The sequence below is a fragment of the Pseudomonas sp. Irchel s3h17 genome, from assembly GCF_900187505.1.
Taxonomy (GTDB): domain Bacteria; phylum Pseudomonadota; class Gammaproteobacteria; order Pseudomonadales; family Pseudomonadaceae; genus Aquipseudomonas.
Window position 1 is genome coordinate 223,829 of record NZ_FYDL01000004.1, and the last position, 25,326, is coordinate 249,154.

General features: G+C 60.7%; 25 protein-coding genes and 1 pseudogene. 9 read left to right on the plus strand and 17 right to left on the minus strand.

Annotated elements, in window-relative coordinates; translation table 11 throughout:
* Window positions 1-23: 23 nt before the first annotated feature.
* Window positions 24-1,649: a methyl-accepting chemotaxis protein gene (locus CKW25_RS07095; protein WP_095078474.1), complete on the minus strand. Its 1,626-nt coding sequence runs from the start codon at window positions 1,647-1,649 to the stop codon at window positions 24-26.
* Between the two features lie 553 nt (window positions 1,650-2,202).
* Here CKW25_RS07095 and CKW25_RS07100 point away from each other — a divergent pair.
* A complete protein-coding gene (locus CKW25_RS07100; protein WP_095078475.1) occupies window positions 2,203-3,819 on the plus strand; it encodes an inorganic phosphate transporter in 1,617 nt (538 codons plus the stop codon).
* A 94-nt stretch (window positions 3,820-3,913) separates the two neighbouring features.
* Here the strand turns inward: CKW25_RS07100 and CKW25_RS07105 are convergent, their stop codons facing one another.
* Window positions 3,914-4,342 carry a multidrug/biocide efflux PACE transporter gene (locus CKW25_RS07105; protein WP_095078476.1) on the minus strand — a complete coding sequence of 143 codons (429 nt, stop codon included), beginning with the start codon at window positions 4,340-4,342 and terminating at the stop codon, window positions 3,914-3,916.
* A gap of 88 nt (window positions 4,343-4,430) precedes the next feature.
* Between CKW25_RS07105 and CKW25_RS07110 the strand changes: the two genes are divergently transcribed.
* On the plus strand, window positions 4,431-5,285 hold the full coding sequence (locus CKW25_RS07110; RefSeq protein ID WP_095078477.1) for a LysR family transcriptional regulator: 855 nt from the start codon (window positions 4,431-4,433) through the stop codon (window positions 5,283-5,285).
* A gap of 5 nt (window positions 5,286-5,290) precedes the next feature.
* Here CKW25_RS07110 and CKW25_RS07115 read toward each other — a convergent pair whose 3' ends face one another.
* Window positions 5,291-6,133: a LysR family transcriptional regulator gene (locus tag CKW25_RS07115; protein ID WP_095078478.1), complete on the minus strand. Its 843-nt coding sequence runs from the start codon at window positions 6,131-6,133 to the stop codon at window positions 5,291-5,293.
* 111 nt (window positions 6,134-6,244) lie between these two features.
* Here CKW25_RS07115 and CKW25_RS07120 point away from each other — a divergent pair, with 111 nt between their 5' ends.
* Entirely contained in the window at window positions 6,245-6,970 is a 726-nt protein-coding gene (locus tag CKW25_RS07120; RefSeq protein WP_095078479.1) for an SDR family oxidoreductase, read from the plus strand.
* Between the two features lie 30 nt (window positions 6,971-7,000).
* Here CKW25_RS07120 and CKW25_RS07125 read toward each other — a convergent pair whose 3' ends face one another.
* The 4 genes from CKW25_RS07125 to CKW25_RS07140 form a co-directional block, all read right to left on the minus strand.
* Window positions 7,001-8,236, minus strand: a complete 1,236-nt coding sequence (locus CKW25_RS07125) for an RNA polymerase sigma factor (protein WP_095078480.1) — start codon at window positions 8,234-8,236, stop codon at window positions 7,001-7,003.
* Window positions 8,236-8,727, minus strand: a complete 492-nt coding sequence (locus CKW25_RS07130; protein WP_095078481.1) for an SRPBCC family protein — start codon at window positions 8,725-8,727, stop codon at window positions 8,236-8,238. The genes CKW25_RS07125 and CKW25_RS07130 overlap by 1 nt, the downstream gene beginning before the upstream one ends.
* Before the next feature lie 39 nt (window positions 8,728-8,766).
* Window positions 8,767-9,111, minus strand: coding sequence for a YciI family protein (locus tag CKW25_RS07135; protein ID WP_095078482.1), 345 nt, complete (start codon window positions 9,109-9,111; stop codon window positions 8,767-8,769).
* Window positions 9,112-9,178: 67 nt separating this feature from the next.
* Entirely contained in the window at window positions 9,179-9,613 is a 435-nt protein-coding gene (locus CKW25_RS07140) for a nuclear transport factor 2 family protein (RefSeq protein WP_095078483.1), read from the minus strand.
* 141 nt (window positions 9,614-9,754) lie between these two features.
* On the opposite strand from CKW25_RS07140, the gene CKW25_RS07145 reads away from it, so the two are divergent.
* Together CKW25_RS07145 and CKW25_RS07150 are read left to right on the plus strand one after the other, a co-directional pair.
* Window positions 9,755-10,240, plus strand: a complete 486-nt coding sequence (locus tag CKW25_RS07145) for an N-acetyltransferase (RefSeq protein ID WP_095078484.1) — start codon at window positions 9,755-9,757, stop codon at window positions 10,238-10,240.
* Window positions 10,241-10,272: 32 nt separating this feature from the next.
* Window positions 10,273-10,878 (plus strand): pyridoxamine 5'-phosphate oxidase family protein, encoded by a 606-nt coding sequence (locus tag CKW25_RS07150; protein WP_095078485.1) that lies wholly within the window; start codon window positions 10,273-10,275, stop codon window positions 10,876-10,878.
* A gap of 29 nt (window positions 10,879-10,907) precedes the next feature.
* Here CKW25_RS07150 and CKW25_RS07155 read toward each other — a convergent pair whose 3' ends face one another.
* The 3 genes from CKW25_RS07155 to CKW25_RS07165 all read right to left on the minus strand — a co-directional run bounded on the left by CKW25_RS07155 (window position 10,908) and on the right by CKW25_RS07165 (window position 12,962).
* Entirely contained in the window at window positions 10,908-11,405 is a 498-nt protein-coding gene (locus CKW25_RS07155; protein WP_095078486.1) for a GNAT family N-acetyltransferase, read from the minus strand.
* Between the two features lie 336 nt (window positions 11,406-11,741).
* Entirely contained in the window at window positions 11,742-12,230 is a 489-nt protein-coding gene (locus CKW25_RS07160) for a GyrI-like domain-containing protein (protein WP_095078487.1), read from the minus strand.
* A gap of 69 nt (window positions 12,231-12,299) precedes the next feature.
* A complete protein-coding gene (locus tag CKW25_RS07165; RefSeq protein ID WP_095078488.1) occupies window positions 12,300-12,962 on the minus strand; it encodes a LysE family translocator in 663 nt (220 codons plus the stop codon).
* A 230-nt stretch (window positions 12,963-13,192) separates the two neighbouring features.
* Here CKW25_RS07165 and alaC point away from each other — a divergent pair, with 230 nt between their 5' ends.
* Window positions 13,193-14,410, plus strand: coding sequence for an alanine transaminase (gene alaC / locus CKW25_RS07170; RefSeq protein ID WP_095078489.1), 1,218 nt, complete (start codon window positions 13,193-13,195; stop codon window positions 14,408-14,410).
* Between the two features lie 241 nt (window positions 14,411-14,651).
* On the opposite strand, the gene CKW25_RS07175 is transcribed toward alaC, so the two are convergent.
* Both CKW25_RS07175 and CKW25_RS07180 read right to left on the minus strand, forming a co-directional pair.
* A complete protein-coding gene (locus tag CKW25_RS07175; RefSeq protein ID WP_095078490.1) occupies window positions 14,652-16,004 on the minus strand; it encodes a GntP family permease in 1,353 nt (450 codons plus the stop codon).
* Window positions 16,005-16,086: 82 nt separating this feature from the next.
* Window positions 16,087-16,620 carry a gluconokinase gene (locus CKW25_RS07180; protein ID WP_095078491.1) on the minus strand — a complete coding sequence of 178 codons (534 nt, stop codon included), beginning with the start codon at window positions 16,618-16,620 and terminating at the stop codon, window positions 16,087-16,089.
* A gap of 215 nt (window positions 16,621-16,835) precedes the next feature.
* Here CKW25_RS07180 and CKW25_RS07185 point away from each other — a divergent pair, with 215 nt between their 5' ends.
* Window positions 16,836-17,867, plus strand: a complete 1,032-nt coding sequence (locus CKW25_RS07185) for a LacI family DNA-binding transcriptional regulator (RefSeq protein WP_095078492.1) — start codon at window positions 16,836-16,838, stop codon at window positions 17,865-17,867.
* Window positions 17,868-17,919: 52 nt separating this feature from the next.
* Here the strand turns inward: CKW25_RS07185 and CKW25_RS07190 are convergent.
* Window positions 17,920-18,081, minus strand: a pseudogene (locus CKW25_RS07190) (LysR family transcriptional regulator); the annotation flags it as partial.
* 489 nt (window positions 18,082-18,570) lie between these two features.
* On the opposite strand from CKW25_RS07190, the gene CKW25_RS07195 reads away from it, so the two are divergent.
* Window positions 18,571-18,996 (plus strand): GNAT family N-acetyltransferase, encoded by a 426-nt coding sequence (locus tag CKW25_RS07195; RefSeq protein ID WP_095078493.1) that lies wholly within the window; start codon window positions 18,571-18,573, stop codon window positions 18,994-18,996.
* On the opposite strand, the gene def is transcribed toward CKW25_RS07195, so the two are convergent.
* Window positions 18,993-19,532: a peptide deformylase gene (gene def / locus CKW25_RS07200; protein WP_095078494.1), complete on the minus strand. Its 540-nt coding sequence runs from the start codon at window positions 19,530-19,532 to the stop codon at window positions 18,993-18,995. The genes CKW25_RS07195 and def overlap by 4 nt on opposite strands.
* 2 nt (window positions 19,533-19,534) lie before the next feature.
* Complete coding sequence (locus tag CKW25_RS07205; protein WP_095078495.1) at window positions 19,535-20,482, minus strand: YihY/virulence factor BrkB family protein; 948 nt, start codon at window positions 20,480-20,482, stop codon at window positions 19,535-19,537.
* A 452-nt stretch (window positions 20,483-20,934) separates the two neighbouring features.
* On the opposite strand from CKW25_RS07205, the gene CKW25_RS07210 reads away from it, so the two are divergent.
* The gene (locus tag CKW25_RS07210; RefSeq protein WP_095078496.1) at window positions 20,935-21,312 is read left to right on the plus strand and encodes a hypothetical protein; all 378 of its coding nucleotides are present in this window, start codon (window positions 20,935-20,937) and stop codon (window positions 21,310-21,312) included.
* Window positions 21,313-21,520: 208 nt separating this feature from the next.
* Here the strand turns inward: CKW25_RS07210 and fadD1 are convergent, their stop codons facing one another.
* Together fadD1 and fadD2 are read right to left on the minus strand one after the other, a co-directional pair.
* Window positions 21,521-23,212 carry a long-chain-fatty-acid--CoA ligase FadD1 gene (gene fadD1, locus CKW25_RS07215; RefSeq protein WP_095078497.1) on the minus strand — a complete coding sequence of 564 codons (1,692 nt, stop codon included), beginning with the start codon at window positions 23,210-23,212 and terminating at the stop codon, window positions 21,521-21,523.
* Between the two features lie 330 nt (window positions 23,213-23,542).
* Complete coding sequence (gene fadD2 / locus CKW25_RS07220; protein ID WP_095078498.1) at window positions 23,543-25,231, minus strand: long-chain-fatty-acid--CoA ligase FadD2; 1,689 nt, start codon at window positions 25,229-25,231, stop codon at window positions 23,543-23,545.
* Window positions 25,232-25,326: the final 95 nt, after the last annotated feature.

Sequence of the window (25,326 nt, forward strand, 5' to 3'; positions counted from 1 at the left end):
GGGCCGTGCGGCTTTTTTACGTCTTAGGCACTTAGGCGCGCGGTCACAGCATTGAGCTGGCCCGACAGGTCGTGCAGGTTGTTGCTCGCGGCTTCCGTACGCTGCACGTTGTCCAGGTTGGTACTGGCGATACTGGTGATCTCGGTCAGGTTGCGCGAAATGTCCTCGGCCACCGAGGTCTGTTCTTCCGCCGCGGTGGCGATCTGGCGGTTCATGTCGCGAATCGCTTCCACCGATTCGGTGATGCGCTCCAGCATGGCACCGGCCTCAGTCACTTGCTCGACACTCTCCTCACTGCGCGACTGACCGCTTTCAATCGCCTGCGCCGCATCCACGGCGCCCATTTGTACGCTCTGGATGATCTGATTGATCTCGATGATCGACGCCGCCGTGCGCTGGGCCAGGCTGCGCACTTCATCGGCCACCACGGCAAACCCGCGTCCGGCTTCCCCGGCCCGCGCCGCTTCAATGGCAGCATTGAGCGCCAGCAGATTGGTTTGCTCGGCAATACCGCGAATCACCTCCAGCACCTTGCCAATCCGGCCGCTGTCGGTTTCCAGGCGACGGATCACGGTCGCTGTGTTGGCGATTTCCTCGCGCATTTGCGTGATCGCATGAATCGTATTGTGCATCACCTTTTCGCCCTGCTGGGCCGACTGGTCGGCATCGTCGGCCGCCCGCGCCGCATCGGCGGCATGCCGCGCGACTTCCTGGGCCGTGGCCGACATTTCGTTCATCGCCGTCGCCACTTGATCCGTGCGGCTGAACTGTTCGCTGGTGCCGTGGGACATCAGGGTGGCGATGGAGTTGAGCTCGCCACTGGCGCTGTCCAGATCCGAGGCGCTGCGTTGCAGGCGGCCGAAGGTTTCGGCCAGAAAGTCGCGCAAGGTATTGGCCGCCACCGCCAACCGGCCCAACTCGTCCTGACGATCGCTGGCCACGCGCTCGGCGAAGCGCCCCTGGCTCAATTCGGCAACGTAGCCGATCAGCCGGCGAATCGGCTCCACCAGATGGCGGTTGACCAGCCACAAGCTCAGCAGGCCAATCAACAGCCCCGAGAGCAGCATCACCACAATACCCGCCAGCACGGTGCGATCGGCGTTGGCACTGATCAGCCTCGACTGCTCGTCACCCTGCTTGCGCAACGCATTGACCAACTCGCTCATCTGCTCGCTGGTCGCGCGGTCCACGCCTTTGACTGCGTTGTCACCCACTGCCGGATCGCCCCCGGCGGCCAGGTATGCGTCACGCCCCTTTTGATAGGCCATGCCCAGCATCCGATGCTCTTCACGCAAGCGTTCGATTCGGGCCTTGAGCGACGTGTCGATTGCCGGTTGACGGGTCAACTCGCCGAGGATGTTCCGCACATCGCCCTGACGGTCCTCGAATTGCTTCCAGTACTTGTTCAGGTCGGCCGGCTGCTTGCCGCGCAGCAGGACGTTTTTCCACTCCTGCACCTGCGCCTTGAACTGCAGGTTGGCTTCATCGATCAGTTGCGAGGTGTGCAACGGGCCTTCGATCAGGTTGCGATAGTTCTGCACCCCGTTGGAGAGGAAGTGAAAGCTGGCCAGCGCGATCAGCAACATCGCAAACAGGCTGCCACTCAGCAGTGCAAGGATTTGAGCTCTCAGGGACTTCTGCAAAAACATCGAGGGATATCTCACGACAGGAATAAGGCGGGCACCGGGGTGCGCAAACCAGCCTAGGCATCATCGGCGCCGCCGTGGATTTCTTGAGCGGCTCCGACCAGTGGTCCTGGGCTTTTCGCGGGCAAGCGAAGCGCCAGCGGCGCCCCACTCCCATACTGTGCGCGTACGCACTCATACCGATCAATCAAGCGTGAACGCCGTCCCGTGGCGAGCGAGCTTGCTCGCGCTAGGGCGCATAGCGCCCTCAACACGCCTATTGCAGGCGTTCAGATAAATCCCGGTGACCGGTTTTGGGGCTGCCGCGCAGCCCAGCGCGAGCAAGCTCGCTCGCCACGGGGCATGTGTTTGGCATCCCCACGCCTGACAAGACCATGCATCTGTTCAAGACAATTGCTCCCGCACTGATCGGCAATGCACACGCCCGCCACGGGGTTGAGAGGAGGTCGGATCAACGGATCTGCAAACATCCAAAACACTGACCCACCGCAGCGTTTGCGCAATGTTTAGCGCCGATCATGACGAACACCCCTCCTCTCCACAGGATTGTCCGGCAATGGCTACTCCCCTCTCGACTGCCGCCACCCCCTCTTCTGCTAGCGGCGTCAGCCCCAACGTCGATAAAAAACCCAGCGTACTGACCGTCGTGGTGTTCTTTTCCGTGCTGGCCATGGGGCTGTTGTTCACGGCCTACAGCCTGATGCATGACATCAATCGGGTCGGCACCACGATGACCACCTGGACCCCGTTTTTGCTGCTGGGCGTGGCGCTGCTGATTGCCTTGGGCTTTGAGTTCGTCAACGGTTTCCACGACACCGCCAACGCCGTGGCGACAGTGATCTACACCCATTCGCTGCCGCCGCAATTCGCGGTGGTCTGGTCGGGCTTCTTCAACTTCCTCGGGGTGCTGCTGTCCAGCGGCGCCGTGGCCTTCGGCATCATCGCCCTGCTACCGGTGGAGCTGATTCTGCAAGCCGGCTCCTCGGCCGGGTTCGCGATGATCTTCGCCCTGCTGATTGCGGCGATTCTGTGGAACCTCGGCACCTGGTGGCTAGGCCTGCCGGCATCCTCCTCGCACACCCTGATCGGCTCGATCATCGGCGTCGGCGTTGCCAATGCCCTGATGCACGGGCGCGATGGCACCAGTGGCGTCGATTGGGCCCAGGCCACCAAAATCGGCTATGCGTTGCTGCTGTCACCGCTGGTCGGCTTCGGGTTCGCCGCGCTGTTGCTCCTGGCCCTGCGCGCCTTCGTCAAGAACCGCGCCCTGTACCAGGCCCCGACCGGCAACGCCCCGCCGCCATGGTGGATCCGCGGGATGCTGATCCTGACCTGCACCGGCGTGTCCTTCGCCCACGGCTCCAACGACGGCCAGAAAGGCATGGGCCTGATCATGCTGATTCTGGTCGGTACCCTGCCGATGGCCTATGCACTGAACCGCACCATGCCCGCCGATCAAGCGTTGCAGTTCGCCGCCGTGGCCGAGGTGACCCAACAGGCGCTGGTCAAGGGTGCGCCACGACTCGCCCCCGCCGATCCACGTTCGACACTCACCGATTACGTGCGCAGCAAGCAGGCCACGCCCGAACTGGTCCCGGCCCTTGCCGCGCTGGCCGGTCATATCGGCAACGAAGTGAAGGGCTACGGCTCGCTGGCCAAGGTGCCGGCCGAAGCCATGGGCAACGTGCGCAATGACATGTACCTGGCCAGCGAAACCATCCGCCTGATGGACAAGAACAACGTCGGCCATTTCGATGCCGACACTACCGGCAAGCTGCAACTGTTCAAGCAACAGATCGACAGCGCCACGCGCTTCATTCCGTTGTGGGTGAAAATCGCCGTGGCGATTGCACTGGGACTGGGCACCATGGTCGGCTGGAAACGCATCGTGGTGACCGTCGGCGAAAAGATCGGCAAAACGCACCTGACCTATGCCCAGGGCGCCTCCGCCGAAACCGTGGCCATGCTGACCATCGGCGCTGCCGATATGTTCGGCCTGCCGGTCTCGACCACTCATGTGCTGTCGTCGGGGGTGGCCGGGACCATGGTGGCCAATGGGGGTGGGCTGCAGATGAAGACCATCCGCAACCTGTTGATGGCCTGGGTACTGACCCTGCCCGCGGCGATTGTGTTATCGGGCAGTCTGTACTGGTTGTTCACCCGGTTGTTCTGAACAATCACCGACTGCAGCCGAAAGAGCCGATGGGAACACCCATCGGCCCGGCCGGCAATTGGTCAACCGCAACTGTTCTTTCACCGGGTGGCAACTACGCCCTGGCCAATACCATCCGCTCACGCAGCACGTCGTAGGCCCAGTGGTAGATGTAGGTGTACGGCAGGAAGAACAGCAGTACCCCGATGTCCAGAATCAGCGCTTCCATCAGGCTGACCTTCAGCCACCAGGCAATCAGCGGGATACTGATCGCCACCAGGCCACCTTCAAACATCAGTGCGTGCAAGACCCGGGTCCCGGCACTGGGGACCAGCGCCAGACGCTTGAGCAGCCGATCGAACAGGCCGTTGAACACCACGTTCCAGCCCAGGGCGATCAGGCCAATGCCAAGCGTGACCACGCCCATGTCGACCATCGGTTTGTCCATCAGCCAGGCCAGCAGCGGAGTACACAGTATGATCGCGAGCACTTCGAATCCAATGGCTTGGAAAACACGTTCAGTGAAGGATTTATGGGTGCTCATCATCAAGCTCCTTGGTAAGTGTGGTTGCCATGATCTCTCACCAAGACGATACTTCATAATCAATAACCATCGATCAAGGCGATAGTTCATGCCCTCCCATGAAGTGCTGCTGGCGTTCGTCCAGGCGGCGACCCAAGGCTCGTTTTCCGCTGCGGCGCGCAAACTGGGCAAGAGCCAGTCCACCATCAGTGCTGCCGTCGCCAGCCTGGAAATCGACCTGAACGTGAAACTGTTCGACCGCAGCAGCCGCAAACCCGGCCTGACGTCGGCCGGGCATGTCATGTTGCAACGGGCCGAGGAGATCCTGGCAGCCACCAGCCGCCTGAAAATGACCGCCGCCCAACTGTCACAGGGTGTAGAGGCCAAGCTGACGGTGGCGCTTTCCGATACCTATCATTCCGATCGGTTTGATGCGGCACTGAGCAGCTTCGAACAGCGCTACCCGGACCTTGAGCTCGAATGCCTGATTGCCGAATGCGATGACTTGGTCGCCCTGGTGCAAAGTGGCCGCGCGCATATCGCCCTGGCCGAGATGAAGGACAGCTACCCCGCCGACCTGGACTGCGCGGCCCTCGACGAACGCACGGAGATCGCCTTGTTCGTATCGCCACGGCACCCGCTGGCGGCGTTGCACACGGTCGACCAGCAAACCCTTGCGCAACATCGCGAGCTGCGCCTGGCGACCATCATCAACCCCTACGAAACCCGCGCCAAGGGACGGGTGTGGTCAACCCCCAGCTATCTGATGCTGCTGGAAATGGCGCAGGGGGGTTACGGTTGGGCGCCCTTGCCGCGCTGGGTGGTTGCACGCTTTGGCGCCGGGACAGTGCAGGAACTCAAGGTGCGCGGCTGGCCAAAATCCGTATCGGTTCACGCACTCTGGTCACGGCTGCATCCACCGGGGCCGGCGGGGAGCTGGTTACTGGCCAAGATACTGGAGTGAGGCCTTCAAGCTGCCCCGACAGCGGGCGGCCGGTTGGTCTGGCAGTACTCGTGCAGGACGCGCACCGTGGGCAATTCAAGTGCCTGGGCGACGTAGCACAGCCCAACCCGACGCGTCGGCGCCGGCCCGTGCAAGGCCCGAGTGACAACCCGCGGGTGCCCATCCACCAACGACTGCGGCAACATGGCCACGCCAACGCCTGCAGCCACCATGCGCAGCGCCTGCATCAGTGACCCCGCATGCCCGGCCACCGCTTCCGGCGAGCGCCCGTAGAGCGCCATCAAGCGCTGATGGGAAACGTGTTGCGGGCAGGTGATCCAGTTCTCGATGGGGGCGGAATCTGCTCCCGAGTCGAGCCGGGCCATGGGATGCCCAAGGGGCAGCGCCATGACGTAGGGTTCTTCCCAGAGCGGCAGAAACAACTCGTCCTCGCAGCACAGCTCCTCCACTGCCAGTCGCGCATCGCCCTGACAACCTTCCTGCAATGTCAGCAACAGATTGGGCAACGCCTGGTGGATCATGCGGACAACCCCCTCGACCTGGCTGTCGGCAATATCACCCTCCACGCCCAGCTCCAACGATGCACGGTCTTCACCACCACGAAACAAGCGCCGCAGAGCGTCAGCCTCAAGCACCATCCGGCGTGCCTGCGGATAGAGCACTCGCGCCTGGTCCGTGACCTCCACACCGCGCGGCTGACGAGTAAACAGCGCCGCCCCCAGGTCCTCTTCAAGCTGCTTGATGGTGACCGACAGGGTTGGCTGGCTGATGAACAGCCGCTGCGCCGCGCTGGTGATGTTGCGCTCCTCGAAGACCGCGAGAAACGCCTTGAGGTGACGAATACCCATAGAGCATTCCGATAGCAGACAGAGAAACAAGGCATTTTTCAGCCTTGAAACTGGTAAATATACTGCGACCCAAGATCAGCCATCCGTTTTTATTATTTCAGGAGCCATTCCATGAGCAAGCCATTGATCATCATCACCGGTGCCAGTTCCGGCATTGGCGAAGCCTGTGCCCGTCTGTTTTCGGCAGCCGGCCACCCTTTGCTGCTACTGGCCCGACGCATTGAGCGCCTGGAAGCCCTGGCCCTACCCGACACGTTGAGCCGTGGCGTCGACATCACCGACCGTTCGGCCCTGATTCAAGCGGTCAAAGAAGCCGAGGCACAGTTCGGCCCAGCCGACGCCCTGATCAATAACGCTGGCGTCATGCTGCTGGGGGACATCACGACCCAGGATCCGGCACAGTGGGAGCAGATGCTCGACGTCAATGTGAAAGGCCTGCTCAACGGCGTTCATGCCGTGGTGGCCGGCATGGTCGAGCGCAAGCATGGCACGATCATCAATGTCAGCTCCGTGGCCGGGCGCAAGACCTTCCCCAACCACGTGGCCTACGTGGGCACCAAGTTCGCGGTGCACGGGATCTCTGAAAACCTGCGCGAAGAACTTTCGCCACATAACGTGCGGGTCATCACCATCGCACCGGGTGCCGTGGAAACCGAGTTGCTGAGCCATACCACGGATGAAGCGATCAAGAGCGGCTACCACGCCTGGAAGCAGGATATGGGCGGCACCGTGCTAAGCGCGCAAGACGTCGCATCGGCGATTCAATACGCCTATGCACAACCGCAGAACGTGTGCATCCGCGAAATCGTGTTGGCCGCGACACGCCAACAAGCCTGAGTTGCGGCGAGGGCGTGCGCGCCCTCGCCACTAACTCAACTCCGCCAATCGCCGCTCGATAAACCGTCGCTCCGGCGCTTGCCGAGTCAGCTCCAGCGCACGCCGATAGGCCGCCTTGGCTTCCTCCACACGGCCCAATTGTCGACAGAATTCGGCTCGCGCCGAATGGGCCAGGTGATAGTCGAGCAGTTCTCCCCGGTTCAATATCCCCTCGACCAGGTTCAGCGCCACCAACGGTCCATCGCGCCGGGACAGTGCCGCCGCGCGATTGAGCTCGATCACCGGCGAAGGCATGGCCTGCAACAAGACGTCGTACAGGCCGACAATCTGTGGCCAGTCGGTGTCCTCGGCCACCTTCGCTTCGGCATGCACGGCCGAGATTGCCGCTTGCAGGCAGTAAGGCCCGAACCCCCGGGTACCCAGCGCCCGCTCGACCAGGGCACTGCCTTCGGCAATCATGTCGGCATCCCACAGCGAACGGTCCTGCTCATCGAGCACAATCAACTCGCCCGCAGCCGAGGTCCTGGCCGGACGTCGCGACTCATTGAGCAGCATCAGTGCCAGCAACCCCATCACCTCGGGCTCCGGTAATAGCTCCATCAACAAACGGCCGAGACGAATCGCCTCGCGGGTCAGGTCTTCACGGGTCAACTCACTGCCTACCGACGCCGAATAGCCTTCGTTGAACACCAGGTAGATCACCCGCAGCACACTGTCGAGGCGCTCGGGCAACTCGGCCATGGACGGCACTTGATACGGGATGGCGGCGTCGCGAATCTTTGCCTTGGCGCGCACGATTCGCTGGGCAATGGTCGCCGGTGTGGCGAGAAACGCCCGGGCGATTTCTTCAGTGGTCAGGTCGCAGACTTCACGCAAGGTCAACGGCACTTGCGCATCGGCTGCCAGGGCCGGGTGACAACAGGTGAAGATCAGCCGCAGGCGATCGTCTTCCACGTCTTCGACACTCCACTCGGCCTCTTCCAGCGCTTCGAGCTGCGCCACCAACAGCGCCTGCGAGGCGACAAATCGTGCCCGGCGGCGCAAACCGTCAATCGCCTTGAAGCGCCCGGTCGACACCAGCCAGGCGCGAGGATTGTCGGGCACGCCATCGCGCTGCCAGCGCTCGACCGCGACAAAGAAGGCTTCATGCAGCGCCTCTTCGGCCAGGTCGAAATCCCCCAGCAAGCGAATCAGGGTGGCGAGGATGCGCCGCGAGTCGTTGCGATATACCGTCTCGACCAGCGCCTTGACCGCCTCGCCCGGCATCAGTCCGGCATGCCCGTGGTGACCAGGGTAACCAGCCGGTCCAGGCTCTGCCCCCAACCGTCATGAAACCCCATGGCCTCATGCGCCTTGCGATCTTCTGCACTCCAGTGCATGGCCCGGGCGGTGTACAAGGTCTTGCCATCGATGTCGTCGAAGGTCACTTCAGCGGTCATGAAGGGTTTACCCGAGGGCGTCCAGCCTGGTGTGAACGCATCGGTGAAGACCAGTCGCCGGGGCGCATGAATCTCCAGGAACACCCCACTGGTCGGGTACTCGCTGCCGTCCGGCGCACGCATCAGTGTGCGGAATTGACCGCCGACCCACAGGTCCATTTCGCACTCCGGCGTGGTCATGCCGTGCGGCCCCCACCACTGGGTGAGCCATTGCGGCTCGGTCCAGGCGCGGAACACCTTATTGCGCGGCGCATCAATCAAGCGACTGATGGATAACTCGAACTCGGCCGGCTGGCGGTCAGCGTGATGAGTACTCATGAACAACCTCCTGTTTATCGTTGTTATTGATCGTGGTTATCAGGGATTCAACTCACGTATCGGACGCACTTCCACACTGCCGACCCGGGCCGCCGGAATCTTGCCGGCGACCTGGATGGCTTCGTTCAGGTCCTTCGCCTGAATCAGATAAAAGCCTGCCAACTGCTCCTTGGTCTCAGCGAACGGACCATCGGTAATCGACAACTTGCCGGCGCGCATGCGCACCGTGGTCGCGGTCTGCACGGACTGCAACGCCTCGGCGGCGAGCATCCGGCCGCTGCCCTGGACAGACTCGGCATAGGCCATGCACTCGGCGTCTTCGGGGCTGTCGGGCGAGCTGTGCAGCACGCGCTCGTCGCTGTAGACCAGACATAGGTATTTCATAAGGCTCTCCAACATCAGGCTGATCAACTATGGCTGCAGATCGAGGGTTTGGCGAAAAACCCGACGATCAGGGCTGCAACTCGAACAACGCGGCGCCACTGGTCATGTCGAAGGGGGCCGACCAGTGTTCGTGAACGATTCGCCAGTGCTCACCGACCCGTTGATAACCGGCGGTCACGCGCATCCAGCAACCTTTGGTCTCACCCTTGTCGTCGGTACCGCCGCAGTGAGCCAGCCAGTGGGCAAACGCTATGTCTTGGGCACGCAGGACGTTGACCTGATGAAACTCGAAGAGGTCCGGGCCAGGGCACATCGTCATGCACTCTTCCCAGTGCGCGCGGTAGGCCGCCTTGCCCTTGAACTGCAGCGCCTTGACGGCATCGAACGAGACAATGTTGTCGGCGTACAGCCCCATGAGCCGGTCAATGTCCTTGGCGATCACCAACTGCCGGTACGTCTCGATCAGGTTCTGGATATCGGTGTTTTCTGTGTGTGCATTCATGACGCAACTCCGAGTGTTTTGTGTGAGGACACCCTTAGTCGACTGACCCAAAAGCAAATCGACAGCCGAAATAAAAAAAACTCGAAGCGGCAAACTGGCTAGAATCCGAACCTCACATTTGTCGGAATACGGACACCGTCGGTGACCACTCAACTCGTTCCTTATGAACAGCTTTCGCCCCACCAGCGCGAGCGTGTGCAAGACATCGAGATCCACCCGGCGCAGAAGTCATTCTCCGGGGATATTCACGGTGCCCTGCACTCGCTCAGCGCGACCGCGGGCGACGCCATCAGGGGCTTTGCCCTGATCGCGGACGAAAGGCCTGTCGCCTTCCTGCTGCTCAAGCGCCCACCGTTCCTGCCGGACTGGGCCCACGAAGACACCGCCACCCTGCACGCCCTGCAGGTGGACCACCGCTGCCAGGGCCAGGGCTATGGCACTGCCTGCCTGCAAGCCTTGCCGGAGATCGCGCGCCAGGCCTGGCCGGACATCAAGGGCCTGGAATTGTCGGTGGATGCCCATAACGAAGCGGCGCTGGGGCTCTACCTCAAGCAAGGCTGGGTCGACAGCGGCCATGCCTATAAAGGCCGGATCGGCCATGAGCGGCGCATGACCCTGGACTTCTGACTCCCCGCCCACTGTCACGGATGATACAAGCGATGCTCACGACCATCGAACAACTGGAAGCCCTCTACGGCCTGCCCCACGACCGCGCCGTCAACAAGCAGATCCCCTGCCTGAACCTCGGCTATCAGGCGATGGTGCAGGCCTCGCCACTGGTGATCATCGGCTCGGTCGGGCCGCACGGCATGGACTGTTCACCCCGTGGCGATGCACCGGGATTCGTGCGGATCATTGACGAGCGGACCCTGGCGATCCCCGACCGCCCGGGCAACAACCGGATCGACACCCTGCGCAACATCGTCCTCGACTCGCGGATCTCGTTGCTGTTCATCATTCCGGGTATTGGCGAGACATTGCGGGTCAACGGCACGGCAACCATCAGCGCCGAGCCGCAGCTGCTGCAAAGCTTTGCCGTGAATGGCAAACCGGCGCGGACGGTGATGGTGGTGACGGTGGAAGCGGCGTTTTTCCACTGCTCAAAGGCGATCGTGCGTTCGGATTTGTGGAACCCGCAGAAGTACCTGGACCGCTCGGCACTGCCCACCGCGGGCGCCTTTCACAAGCGCCTGAACGATGGCCGGTTCGATGCCGAACGTTATGATCAGGAGGCGCCCGCGAGGTTGCGCGACAGTCTGTATTGAGCCTCCTCGCATTGCCCCGGCGGGGAGGCTTACAGGTCCAGGGCCATTTCGTGCCAGGCCAAGCCGCCATGGTCTGACTCGGAGGCCTTGAGGTAGGCAAAGCCAAAACTGGCGTACCAGGCAACGTGTTGTTCCCGGCACATCAGATTGATACGGATCTTGCCCATCTCCCGCATGCGCTCGATGAACTCGGTCATCAACTGTTTGGCCAGGCCTTGCCCCTGATAGTCCGGGTGCACCACCACGGACATGATCACCACCTGTGGGCCGTCCGGGTCGTGACCGATCATTTCCTTGAAGGCCTCATCGGCCATTTCCACCTGATACGCCGCACCCGAATTGATAAACCCGACCACGACACCGTCGACCTCGGCCACGATAAAACCCTCTGGCCAGGTGTCGATGCGCGTGGCGATTTTCTCGCGAGTGGCTGCCTCATCGCCTTCATACGCCTCGGTTTCAATGGCGAAACAGCGATCAAGGTCATCCGGTGTGACCTGGCGTATGACAGTCGTGGAGGTGTTCATGGCGTGACCCGATCAGCGAGAAAAGAGGGGGCGAATCATAAATGAATAAGCACCGCATATCGATCATACGCGCGGCCGTAAAGCCTTCGTATAGCCTTTGCATCGCGGCTTTATATCGCCCTGGTTTCGGACTATTGGTAATCCCTGTCTCTCACCACACACAAGGAATTTCACCATGACGAGCGTTCAGGCTGGCCTGCTGATGCTGTTCACCATCAGTGCTTTTGGCTTCATCTCCCTGATGTTCGATGTGATCCGGGCACGCCGTATCGGCAAAGACCAACAGTGAGCCATCAAGAGGCGAGCCGCAGGTAACTGCGCCGCCTCTCGCATCGTTCAGATCGCCTTGAGCGGCAACCAGATTTCCAGCACACCTTCCCTCGTTTGCGGATTGAAGTCGGCGCTGTAGCGCTCGAACTCCGGGGCGTCCGCCGCTTCACGGCCCGACGCCGGCAGCCAGGTTTTCCAGATGTACTGAAAGGTCCGGGGCAAGTCGCCCAGTGAGCCTTTGTGTTCGAACACCGCATAGTGCTGGGGCTGCACTTCGATCCAGCGGTACTGTTCCGGCAGGTCATCGAGCCTGCTGATCTCGACACCGGCGATGTACTCAAAACCGCCTTTGCCATCCGGATTGCAGCAGATGCCGTAGGTCACATCGCCCATTTGCCCAGGCACCTTACCGATATGGGGGATGAATTTATCCCAGAGAGCGGGAATGCCTTCGGTGGTCTCCTGGGTAAACCGTTCGCCTAGCCCGGCGATCAACAAGAAATGCCCTTTTTCGAGGCGCGGTTCGGCGACGACGCCCTTTTTTGGATCATCCATGAATCAACTCCTGCCGCTCAAAGGTGGGTTCAGCCAAGGAGTATAGAAGGCAAACCGGATTCTCCCCCATCAGAGCCCGGGAAGTTCTTCGACACCCGTCGAGCCAATAAACTCCTGATAGCCGGAAACGATCACGTAGACCGCGAAATAGCAGAAGATCGCCGCAGATGCCAGATAGGAATACCGCAGCAGCTTATCGCCCAACAGTTTGCCTCCCTGGGTCGCCGCCAGGCACAAGGCAACGCACCAGAGTAGCCCGGCACAAAAGAACCCCGCCAGGAACAACCCGGCGCTGGCCAGGCTGCCGCCCCCGGAACGGGCGATCAGCGTACCGCCCACGGCCGCAAACCAGAGAATGGCACTGGGTGACGACATGGCCAGAAAGATCCCGCGAAAGAACTCTCGACGATGGGAACCGCTACTCACCTCGCCCGCCTCCGCCAGCACGGCACTGTGATGGATCGCCGAGTAAATCATCCTGGCGGCGAAATAGAGCAACAACGCCGAGCCACCGACCCACAACACCCAGCGCACCGCCGAGTACTGCAGCAGCACGGTCATGCCGGCCAGCGCCAGCACCGCATAAACCAGGTCACCGACACAGGTCCCGAGCCCCAGCGCGAAGCCCTGGAAATACCCCCGCTGCATGGCCAGGGTGATCATCGCGATGTTGGCCACGCCGATGTCCAGGCACAGTGAAAGGCTCAGCAAAAAGCCGCTGGAAAACTCCATGTTTCATCCCGTTCGAAGGTGGTTGAGTCAGTGGCGCGTAGCTATGCAAGAAGCAGGCAAGACGGTGTCTTGTCCGCAACAATCCACTGCGAGCGGGTCAGTGTCGTCGAAAAAAGTTGATCTTCGCTACTGGACAAGCCGTCATCGGCGCCCTTATCTTGCGTCCAGGCCACCGCAGTGGCCAGCGTCGCTCGGACGGTTCCGGGCGCTTACGTACTCCAGAGGCAACAATGGCAGACCAAGGTTCGCCGCGCCGCTTTGCGCGCATAGATCGACTCCCCCCTTACGTATTCAATATCACTGCCGAGCTGAAGATGGCCGCCCGTCGTCGTGGCGAAGACATCATCGACTTGAGCATGGGCAACCCCGATGGCGCGACCCCGCCGCACATCGTTGAAAAAATGGTCACGGTCGCCCAGCGCGAAGACACCCACGGCTACTCCACGTCCAAAGGCATTCCTCGCCTGCGCCGGGCCATTTCGCGCTGGTACAAGGATCGCTACGAGGTCGACATCGACCCGGAAAACGAAGCCATCGTCACCATCGGTTCCAAGGAAGGCCTGGCGCACTTGATGCTCGCCACCCTGGACCAGGGCGACACCGTGCTGGTGCCCAACCCCAGCTACCCGATCCACATCTACGGTGCCGTGATTGCCGGCGCCCAGGTGCGGTCGGTACCACTGATTCCTGGCGTGGACTTTTTCGCCGAACTGGAGCGCGCCATTCGCGGCTCGATCCCCAAGCCGAAAATGATGATCCTCGGCTTCCCGTCGAACCCGACCGCGCAGTGCGTGGAACTGGACTTCTTCGAACGCGTCATCGCCCTGGCCAAGCAGTACGACGTGCTGGTGGTCCACGACCTGGCCTACGCCGACATCGTCTATGACGGCTGGAAAGCCCCGTCGATCATGCAGGTACCGGGCGCCAAGGACATTGCCGTGGAGTTCTTCACCCTGTCCAAGAGTTACAACATGGCGGGCTGGCGCATCGGTTTCATGGTCGGTAACCCGGAGCTGGTCAACGCACTGGCACGGATCAAGAGCTACCACGACTACGGCACATTCACCCCGCTGCAAGTGGCTGCCATCGCGGCACTGGAAGGTGATCAGCAGTGCGTCAAGGATATCGCCGAGCAGTATCGGCAACGTCGCAACGTGCTGGTCAAGGGCTTGCATGAACTGGGCTGGATGGTCGAGAACCCGAAAGCCTCGATGTACGTCTGGGCCAAGATTCCCGAAGCCTATGCCCACCTGGGTTCGCTGGAGTTCGCCAAGAAATTGCTGGCCGAAGCCAAGGTCTGCGTCTCGCCGGGGGTTGGCTTTGGCGAGTATGGGGATGATCACGTGCGCTTCGCGCTGATCGAGAACCAGGACCGGATTCGCCAGGCTGTCCGCGGGATTCGCGGGATGTTCCGGGCCGATGGGTTGGTTACCAAAACCAACGCCTGACATACAAAAAACCTGTGGAGAACAAACATCTGTGGCGAGGGAGCTTGCTCCCGCTGGGTCGCGAAGCGGCCCCAAAACCAATCACTGTGTTTTTTCAGATAGAACACTGTGGACGGATTTACGACTGCTGCGCAGCCGAGCGGGAGCAAGCTCCCTCGCCACAAAAAGCTTGCTCGACATTGGGTTAAATCTCACCCACAAAAACCGCATCGCTGCGGTTTTTGTGTCTGCTCCAAACTGTTTAAACGAACATCGACAGCAGCAGGATAAAGCCCAGCGCCACCACGGACAGGATGGTTTCCATCGCGGTCCAGGTCTTGAAGGTTTCCGCCACGGTCATGTTGAAGTACTGCTTGACCAGCCAGAAGCCCGCGTCGTTCACGTGGGACAGAATCAACGAGCCGGCACCGGTCGCCAGTACCAGCAGCTCACGGTTCACACCCGGAATCATCCCCACCACCGGCACCACGATACCCGCGCCAGTAATGGTCGCCACGGTCGCCGAACCGGTCGCGATACGAATCACCGCCGCCACCAGCCAGGCCAGCAGGATCGGCGAAATCTGCGCGTTCACCGCCATGTGACCGATCACATCACCCACACCGCTTGTCACCAGCATCTGCTTGAAGCCACCACCGGCACCGATGATCAGAATGATCGCGGCGGTCGGGGCGAGGCTCGCGTCCAGCCATTTGAGCATCTGGCTGGAACCGATGCCCTGCTTGTAACCGAAGGTGTACAGCGACAACAGCAACGCCAGCAGCAGCGCCGAGATCGGGTGGCCGATCATGTCCATCCAGGTGCGGAAGAAGTTGCCGTCCGGCAGCGTCACGTCAGCAAAGGTCTTGAGCAGCATCAGGAACACCGGCAACAGCACGGTGAGCAGGGTGATGCCGAAGCTCGGCAGTTCGCTTGAATCCGACTCACGGACCAGTTGATCCACCAGCTCCTGGTTCGGATGACCGGGAATGTGCTTGGCGATGAACGTACCGAAGATCGGACCGGCAATGATGGCTGTCGGCAGCGCCACGATCAGGCCATAGAGAATGGTTTTACCGATGTCGGCACCGAACACGCCGATGGCCAGCAGCGGGCCCGGGTGCGGTGGCACCAGGCCGTGGACCGCCGACAGACCGGCGAGCAGCGGGATACCGATCTTGATGATCGACACGCCGGTGCGCCGGGCAACGATGAACACCAGCGGAATCAGCAGCACGAAGCCGATTTCGAAGAACAGCGGAATGCCCACCAGGAACGCGGCGAACATCATCGCCCACTGCACCTTGTCCTTGCCGAAAGCACGGATCAGGGTCTGGGCAATCTGATCCGCCCCGCCCGACTCGGCCATCATTTTGCCGAGCATGGTGCCCAGCGCGAGGATGATGCCGACAAAACCCAGCACGCCACCGAAGCCGTCCTGGAATGCCTTGATGATGGTGCCGATCGGCATGCCCGAGGTCAGCCCGAGGAAGGCTGCAGCGATGATCAGGGCGATAAAGGGGTGAAGCTTGAACTTGGTGATCAGGACAATCAAGCCGATCACCGTGACCACTGCATCGAGCAGCAGAAACGTCTCGTGGGACATGCCAAACATTAGGGGTGTCTCCTGGTTGTTGTTGTTATGAAAGCAGGGAATTTGTAAGCCATCAGGACAGCGCTACCTTTCAAAGCAAAATTCATACGGCGAGCTTCAAACCATGGCCCAGCCACCAGTGGTGCGCTTGCACGGCCAATTCATCGACACTGTGGGTCGATGCATCCAGCGCCAGGGTCAACGGCTCCCCGACGGGTGATTCAAGGGTTGCGAACTGGCTGGCGATCAAGGTCGACGGCATGAAGTGACCGGGACGATGGGACACTCGGTCGGCGGCGACTTCCGGAGTCAGTTCCAGGAACACGAACCCCAGCCCAGGCAGAGCGCTGCGCAGGCGTTCGCGGTAAATATGCTTGAGCGCCGAACAGGTCAGCACCGGGTGCCCGCCCGTGGCATCGACACGACGCAATTCTTCGCACAGGCTGTCGAGCCAGCCGGCACGGTCGTCGTCGTTCAGGGGAATGCCAGCGCTCATCTTTTCGATATTGGCCGCAGGATGAAAGCTATCGCCTTCAATGCCGGTCGCACCGCTGAGCTGGCACAGGGCCTCGCTGACGCTGGACTTGCCGCAGCCGGCCACGCCCATGATGACCAGGGCGGTGATTGGTTGACTCATCTAACACCTCAGCGCGCAGACAGCGCTACCTTTGCCAATGGAAACTCTCGTGCAAAAGCAGGCATTGCCGACGCCTTCTTGTCATTTTTATGGGTTGCAGCAGGTTCTTTCCCAACGCCAAAAAGCAGGGATCAGGCAACCCCTGCTCAAGCATTTGCAGCCGCATCGAGACAGCGCTACCTTAGTGCCTTGAATTTTGTTTGGCAAGCCGTCCGATGACCTCCTCTAAAAACGATAAAAATACCCGCACCACTGGCCGCCCTACCCTGAACGAAGTCGCCCGCCTGGCCGGGGTCAGTCCGATTACCGCGTCCAGGGCCTTGCGCGGCATCAGTACGGTTGCCACCGAGCTGGTGGAAAAGGTCCAGCAGGCCGCCCTGGAACTGAACTACGTGGTCAACCCCGCCGCCCGCGCCCTGGCCTCGGCCCAGAGCCAGTCGGTCGTGGTGCTGGTGCCGTCGTTGTCGAACCTGCTGTTCATCGAAACCCTGGAAGCCATTCATCAGGTACTTCGCCCCAAAGGCTTCGAAGTATTGATCGGCAACTACCACTACTCGCGCGACGAAGAAGAAAACCTGCTGCGCAACTACATGGCCTATCAGCCTCGCGGCCTGTTGTTGACCGGTTTTGATCGCACTGAAAGTGCCCGGCGCATGGTCGAGACCAGCAACATCCCCTGCGTCTACATGATGGACCTTGACCCCGGCGCCGGTCTGAACTGCGTCGGTTTCTCGCAGCTCAGTGCCGGTGAAACGGCTGCCCGGCACCTGATTTCGCGAGGCCGCAAGCGCCTGGCCTATATCGGTGCACAACTCGACCAGCGTACCTTGCTGCGCGGTGAGGGTTTCCGCCGTGCCCTGCAACAGGCCAACCTCTACGACCCGGCCCTCGAGCTACTGACGCCGCGTCCGTCCTCGGTAGGCCTGGGCGGTGAGTTGTTCCTGCACATGATGGCGGCCCACCCACAGGTCGACGCCATTTTCTTCGGCAACGACGACCTGGCCCACGGCGCCTTGCTCGAAGCCATGCGCCACGGAATCAAGGTCCCCGAACAAGTGGCCGTACTGGGCTTCAACGACCTGCCGGCCTCGGCGCACATGGTGCCGCGCCTGAGCAGCATCAGCACCCCGCGCGAGGCCATTGGCCGCCGCGCGGCCGAGCACATGCTGACCTTGATGGCCGGCAACACGATCGCCAGGCCAGTGGTCGACCTGGGCTTCGAGCTCAAGGTGCGCGAGAGTACGTAACAGCGGCTCAGTGACGCAGGCTGTGGGCACCAGCACGACAAATGCCGTTCACTCAGGCCTGCCCGGCCATCAATTCGACAAACGCCAGCGCGCCCTTCTGCAGCGGCTGGTTTTTGAGCCACACCGCGTGCACCGGCAGCACCAGGCCATTTTCGATGTTCCTGAAACTCAAACGCTTGAGCCGCCCGGACGCCAGCAACGGCTCGACCACCGACTTATCCGGCCGGTGCCGAGGGCTTTCTGGACGAGAAACGGTTCAGCCGGGAACAGATTGCCAACACAACGGTGGCGGCACGGGAAGGGGGTTCGACTTGTTCAGGCAGGTGTGGATCACGTAATGGGACATGCCTCGGTTCAAAACAAGTGCAAGCCAACAGTCAACGCTGGCCCTCTCCTTCTGTGCCACGGTGCAGGGAAATCTTGCAGATCGATTGCTGATTTGCCTGGAGGTGATAACGGAGCCCGATTGCCGGGCTCCGTCAAAGCAGGCTCAATGGCCGAACACCCCAACCTTTTTAGCCTTCTTGTCAGCGCGTTTTTCATCGGCGCTTTTCGCCGGCTTTTTTTTCGCAGCTTTCTTTGAATCCATGCCTTTGGCCATGATACGTACTCCACTCATACGGGATGTGAAGTCAGGTATACACCTATCCTGGTGCGCGCGTTCTTTTATAATCGCCGGCTTTGCGCACTGGCGATCCCCTTTATGCCCGACACCCGATACATCCAGCTCGACGAGCCGCTGTGGCCCTTGATGAACAAGTTCTACCGCACACACCAGTCTTCGATGAAAGCCGTGCGTGATGCGCAATTGTGGGTTGGCAAACGCGACGAAATCATCGCCGGACTCTGTCTACGGCCGATTGCGGACGGGTTCTGGCTGACCGGCTTGTTTGTCGACCCGGGATGTCGTGGGCAAGGCATTGCGGGCGCCTTGATGGCCGAGGCGCTGCAGCCGATCAGCGCCCCCGTGTGGCTGTTCTGCCACCCGGACTTGCGCCAATTCTATGAACGCAACGGCTTCGCCGCCGGCCCGCAGCTGCCTTATGCGCTGGCCGAGCGCCTGCTGCGCTACAGCCGCAGCAAGCCGATGATTGCAATGGGCCGAGGCCTGGTCACTGACGCGGCTTAGCCGTCTGCCCCAGGGTCCAGGTCGGGGAACATCACCTCGGTAAACCCGAACTTGCGAAAGTCGCTGATTCGCGACGGGTACAACCGGCCGATCAGGTGATCGCACTCGTGCTGCACGACACGGGCATGGAACCCAGACGCGAAACGCACGATCGGTTGCCCCTTGGGATCGACACCTTCATAGCGAATGTGCTGGTAACGCTCCACCGCACCGCGCAACCCGGGCACCGACAGGCAACCTTCGAAGCCTTCCTCCAGCGTGGGCTGCAGGGGCGTGATCAGCGGGTTGATCAGGATCGTCTGCGGTACGGCTTCAGCATCCGGGTAACGTTCGCTGTGCTCGAAGCCGAAGATCACCAGTTGCAGATCGACGCCAATCTGCGGGGCGGCCAGGCCGACACCGCCGACGCTTTCCATCGTCTGGAACATGTCGTCGATCAACTGCCACAGCTCAGGGCTGTCGAACATCTCGTCCGGTACTGGCGGGGCAATACGCAGCAGGCGCTCATCGCCCATTTTGAGAATTTCACGGATCATCGTCAGGCTTCGTCAGAGGTCGGTTTGAGCGAGTGATCCCGACCCAATCCCGATACGTGTTGTTTGGGGATGTCGTGTTCACCGAAGGGCGTTTGGCCAGGCCCCTTGCCCTCGGTCGACATGTGATCGATCACCGCGTTCATCTCCGCGCCCAGCAACAGGACCGCCGCGGAAATGTAGAAGTACAGCAACAGCACGATGATCGCACCGATACTGCCATACATGGCGTTGTAGTTGGCGAAGGTTTTCACGTAGAAACCAAAGCCCAGCGATGCAATGATCCAGACCACCACCGCCAGCACGGAACCGGGGGTAATGAAGCGAAATTCCTGCTTCACATCCGGCATCACGTAGTACGTCAGCGCCACGGCCACCATCAACAGGATCACGATCACCGGCCAGCGCAAAATCGTCCAGATCGTGACAATGACCTCCTGCATGCCGATCTGCGAGGCGATCCACTCCATCACCTGCGGGCCGAGCACCATCAGGGCCGCCGCCACCAGCAACATGCCGGCGATGCCAACGGTGTAGATGATCGACAGTGGGAAACGCTTCCAGATCGGGCGGCGCTCGACCACGTCATACGCCGCATTCATGGCACTCATCATCAGCCGCACACCCGCCGATGCCGTCCACAAGGCGATGACGATACCGACCGAGAGCAATCCGCCCTTCGATTGCTGGAGCTGGTCAATGACCGGATTGACCTGCTCCAGTGCCTGGGGCGGCAACACCAGCTCCGACTGCAGGCGCAACCAGGAAAAGAAGTCCGGCAGGTGCAGGAAGCCGATCAGGGCGATCAGGAAAAGAATGAAAGGGAACAGTGAGAACAGCATCTGATAGGCCAGCGCCGAGGCATAGGTCGACATCTCGTCAGCGATGAACTCCGTGACGGTGCGGATCATCACACGGTGCAACGGCAAGCCTTTCAAATCCGGGAAAAACATAGCGTCTCCTTTCGCCGCAACAGGGTTGAAGTCAGGGGGGGCGACTCAAGGGCCGTTCGTTGCATCAAAGTAACCTACTTGGCGACCTTGAAACAGTTTCGAGGGTAGCAACCAGCGGACAATAGCCGACGTCAAAACGGCCATCCGCCCATGACCGTTGCACCGCACCGGGGCCGGCGACCCGATCAAGCCTTGTCGACGGTGGCTTGAGCCCATCGCCAACCGTGACGTTCACTCGATCGACCCAGTGGTTCGCCGTGGTTACCGGTGAACATCCAGGGTTAACCTCGTGCGCTGCGATTGACCGCCGAGCCCTGGGCAGAGTTTCATCTGTTTTAACTGCATCATTTCATCACCCCATGCAGGTTGGGCTTTATGTTTGCGGGCTTTGCCGGGAGAATGCATCACGTATTCAGGCCATGGCACTGAAGAACCAATCCCGTAGGAACGTTATGAAACTCGATAAAAAGCAGGCCATTGCCCGCAGGAACCAGGAACTGGGCGGTGCAGTGCTGGGTGTGAACAACTGCCACTTCACCGAATTGAACCGCAACCGCAACATCTGGTGGTTTGATATCCCGGTGTCGCGTCTGGCCATTGGTCAGTACGAGTGGGTTCACCTGCTGATGCACACACCCGATACCGACGAACTGCTGCACCTGAAAGTGCCGACCGTGTTTCTGCGCGAGAAGCTGGAAGGCCTGGTGGTGCGCAACGAAGGCAAGCGCAAGGCGGCCCTGAGCCTGGAACTGAGCGCCGACAAGGACTCCTACCTGCAGGACATGCGCCCGGCAGGCACCAACGTGAATTTCACGCAGTTCCAGCAGTAACGCGAGCACTGTGGCGAGGGAGCTTGCTCCCGCTGGGGCGCGAAGCGCCCCCTACAATGCTACTGCGGTCATTCAGAATGAACTCGGCGATAGTTTTTAGGGCTGCTTCGCATCCCAGCGGGAGCAAGCTCCCTCGCCACACAAGCGCTGCGGGTATCGCAGATAGCAAAAAGCCCCGCATCCGCGGGGCTTTTTGGTGATCGGCGCCTTACTTCTTCACGCCCAGCTTCTTCAACTCTTCGTCGCGCAGTTCACGACGCAGGATCTTGCCCACGTTGGTGGTCGGCAGCGCATCGCGGAACTCGACAGCCTTGGGCACCTTGTAGCCGGTGACATTGGCGCGCATGTGCGTCATCACCTGCTCTTTGGTCAGCGTTACACCCGGTTTGGCGACGATGAACATCTTGATCGCTTCGCCCGATTTATCGTCCGGCACGCCAATGGCCGCGCACTGCAGCACGCCCGGTACCGCAGCCAGCACGTCCTCGAGCTCGTTCGGGTACACGTTGAAACCGGAGACCAGAATCATGTCCTTCTTGCGATCGACGATTCGCAGATAGCCATCTTCCTGGATCAGCGCGATGTCACCGGTCTTCAGCCAGCCTTCGCTGTCGAGCATTTCATCGGTGGCTTCCTGACGCTGCCAGTAGCCCTTCATCACCTGCGGCCCCTTCACGCACAGCTCGCCGATTGCGCCCAGCGGTTGTTCAACGCCAGCATCATCGATGACCTTGCACAGGGTGGATGGCACCGGAATGCCGATGGTGCCGATCTGGATGTTCTGGATCGGATTGACGGTCGCCACCGGGCTGGTTTCAGTCATGCCGTAACCTTCGCAGATCGGGCAGCCGGTCACTTCCTTCCAGCGCTCGGCCGCCGCCAGTTGCAAGGCCATGCCACCGGACAGGGTCACTTTCATGGCCGAGAAGTCCAGCTTGCGGAAGCCTTCGTTGTTGCACAGCGCCACGAACAGCGTGTTCAACCCGACAAAACCGCTGAACTTCCACTTCGACAGTTCCTTGACCATCGCCGGCAAATCGCGCGGGTTACTGATCAGGATGTTGTGGTTGCCGATCAGCATCATGGCCATGCAATGGAAGGTGAAGGCATAGATGTGGTACAGCGGCAGCGGCGTGATCAGGATCTCGCAACCCTCATTGAGGTTGGACCCCATCAGCGCCTTGCACTGCAACATGTTCGCTATCAGGTTGCGATGGGTCAGCATCGCGCCCTTGGCTACGCCGGTGGTGCCGCCGGTGTACTGCAGCACGGCCACGTCGCTGCTGGCCGGGCTGGCTTCGGTCACGGGCTGGCCGTGTCCTTTGCTCAACACGTCATTGAACTTGATGGCCTTGGGCAGGTTGAACGCCGGCACCATCTTCTTCACGTACTTGATGACGCTGTTGATCAGCAGGCGCTTGAGCGGCGGCAGCAGGTCGGCCACTTCCGTGACGATGACATGCTTGACGCCCGTCTTGGGCACCACGGCCTCGGCCAGGTGCGCCATGTTCGCCAGGCACACCAGCGCCTTGGCACCGGAGTCGTTGAATTGATGTTCCATTTCCCGCGCGGTGTACAGCGGGTTGGTGTTGACCACGATCAGGCCGGCGCGGATGGCGCCAAACACGGCGACCGGGTATTGCAACAGGTTCGGCAGTTGCACGGCGATTCGATCACCGGGTTGCAAATCGGTATGCTGTTGCAGATAAGCGGCAAATGCACCTGACAGTTCGTACAGCTCACCGTAGGTGAGTGTCTTTCCGAGGTTACTAAAGGCCGGCTTGTTGGCGAAGCGTTGGCAGGACTGCTTCAACACTGCCTGAATATTCGGATACTCGTCTGGATTGATGTCGGCAGCAATCCCAGCTGGGTACTTATCCTTCCAAAAGTCTTCGATCATGGAAGCCCACTCCTCAGCAACGCGAATTCTTCACCGCATTTGATGCGATTATTATTGGTGTGTGTTTTTGGTGAATCTGGCTTACAACATTAAGGCCGAGAAGTCACAAAGCGCGCCGAGAGTAGCAGCTTTGCAAAAGCCCTACTAGGGCCAAAGAAAGCCCATACAGTCACTTTGATGACTCAAGACAATTTAATAGTCAATTTTAGAGTAAAGATTCTACACGATCTTCGAACCCTCTAATTCGGGCAACCGAGCCAGATTCAAGGGACAAAAAAGGGGCGCCTGGATTCGGGCGCCCCTTTTTGGTGCTGCGCTGCTAACAAAACATTACGCGATGTCGCGCAACTCCCTGCGCAGGATCTTGCCCACCGGTGTCATCGGCAGCGACTCACGCAACACGATGTGCTTGGGTACTTTGTAGGCAGTGAAGTTCTCCTTGCAGTACGCCTTCAGCTCTTCGAGGCTGATCCCCGCTTCGCGCGCCACCACGAACAGTTTCACCGCCTCTCCGGAGCGGTCGTCCGGCACGCCGATGACCGCGCAGTTGGCCACTTTCGGGTGCGCCATGACCACATCCTCGATCTCGTTGGGGTACACGTTGAAACCCGAGACGATGATCATGTCTTTCTTGCGGTCGACGATGCGCACAAACCCGTCCGGGTCGATCACCGCGATGTCGCCGGACTTGAACCAGCCCTCGGCATCCAGCACTTCGGCCGTGGCGTCGGGTTTCTGCCAGTAGCCCTTCATGATCTGCGGCCCCTTGATGCAGAGCTCGCCGCGCTCGCCCAGCGGCTGCTCGACACCGTCGTCGTTGATCACCTTCAACGTGGTACCGGGTACCGGCAGGCCCACGGAGCCAATGCGCGACTGGTCGCCGTAGGGGTTGGTGCAGGCGACCGGCGAGGTTTCGGTCAGGCCGTAGCCTTCGGTAATCCGGCAGCCGGTCATGGCTTCCCAGCGCTCGGCCGTGGCCTTCACCAGGGCGGTACCGCCGGAGTTGGTCAGCTTGAGGCTGGAGAAGTCCAGGGTCTTGAAGTCCGGGTGATCCATCAGCGCGACAAACAGCGTGTTGAGCCCCAGCAGTGCCGAGAATCGCCAGTTCTTCAGCTCCTTGATGAAGCCGGCGATGTCCCGTGGATTGGTGATCAACACGTTGTGGTTGCCGGTCACCATCATGCACATGCAGTTCGCCGTGAATGCATAGATGTGGTACAGCGGCAGCGGCGCGATCATCACTTCCTGGCCTTCGCGCAGCAGTGGCTGGCCATCCTTGCCATGTTGGCCGAGGCACGCGCGGGCCTGTTGCATGTTGGCCACGAGGTTGCCATGGGTCAGCATCGCCCCCTTGGCCAGGCCGGTGGTGCCGCCGGTGTATTGCAGCACGGCGACGTCGTCGAGGCTGACCTTCAGTGGCTTGATGCCCTGGCCACGGCCCATGCGCAATGCGCCCTTGAAGGAAATGGCCTGCGGCAGGTCGTAGGCCGGCACCATCTTCTTGACCTTGTCGACCACGGTATTGATCAGCCAGCCCTTGGCGGTGGGCATCAGGTCGCCCATCTTCGCTTCGATCAGGAACTGGATATCGGTGTCGGGCAGCACTTCCTGGACCTTCTGCCCGAACATGTTCAGGTACACCAGCGCCCGGGCACCGGAATCCTTGAATTGATGCCGCATCTCGCGCGCGGTGTACAACGGGTTGGTGTTGACCACGATCAGCCCGGCACGCAGCGCACCGAACACGGCAATCGGGTAATGCAGGACGTTGGGCATCTGTACCGCGATGCGATCGCCCGGCACCAGGTCGGTCTGGCTTTGCAGATAACCGGCGAAGGCTGCGCTGTAGCGCTCCAGGTCGGCGTAGGTCAGGGTCACCCCCATGTTACTGAACGCTGGACGGTCGGCGAACTTCTTGCAGGAACGCTCGAACACCTCGATCACCGACTTGTAGCCACCCAGATCGATATCGATGGGTACGCCGGCCGGGCGTTTATCATTCCAGAAATCAGGTTGCATTATTCTTGTCCTCTTTACCTGAGCGAGTCCGTGCCGCATCTCGATGATAGTGAAAAGCGGGGCTTCTGGGACACTAGCAGTTATGGCAATTCAGG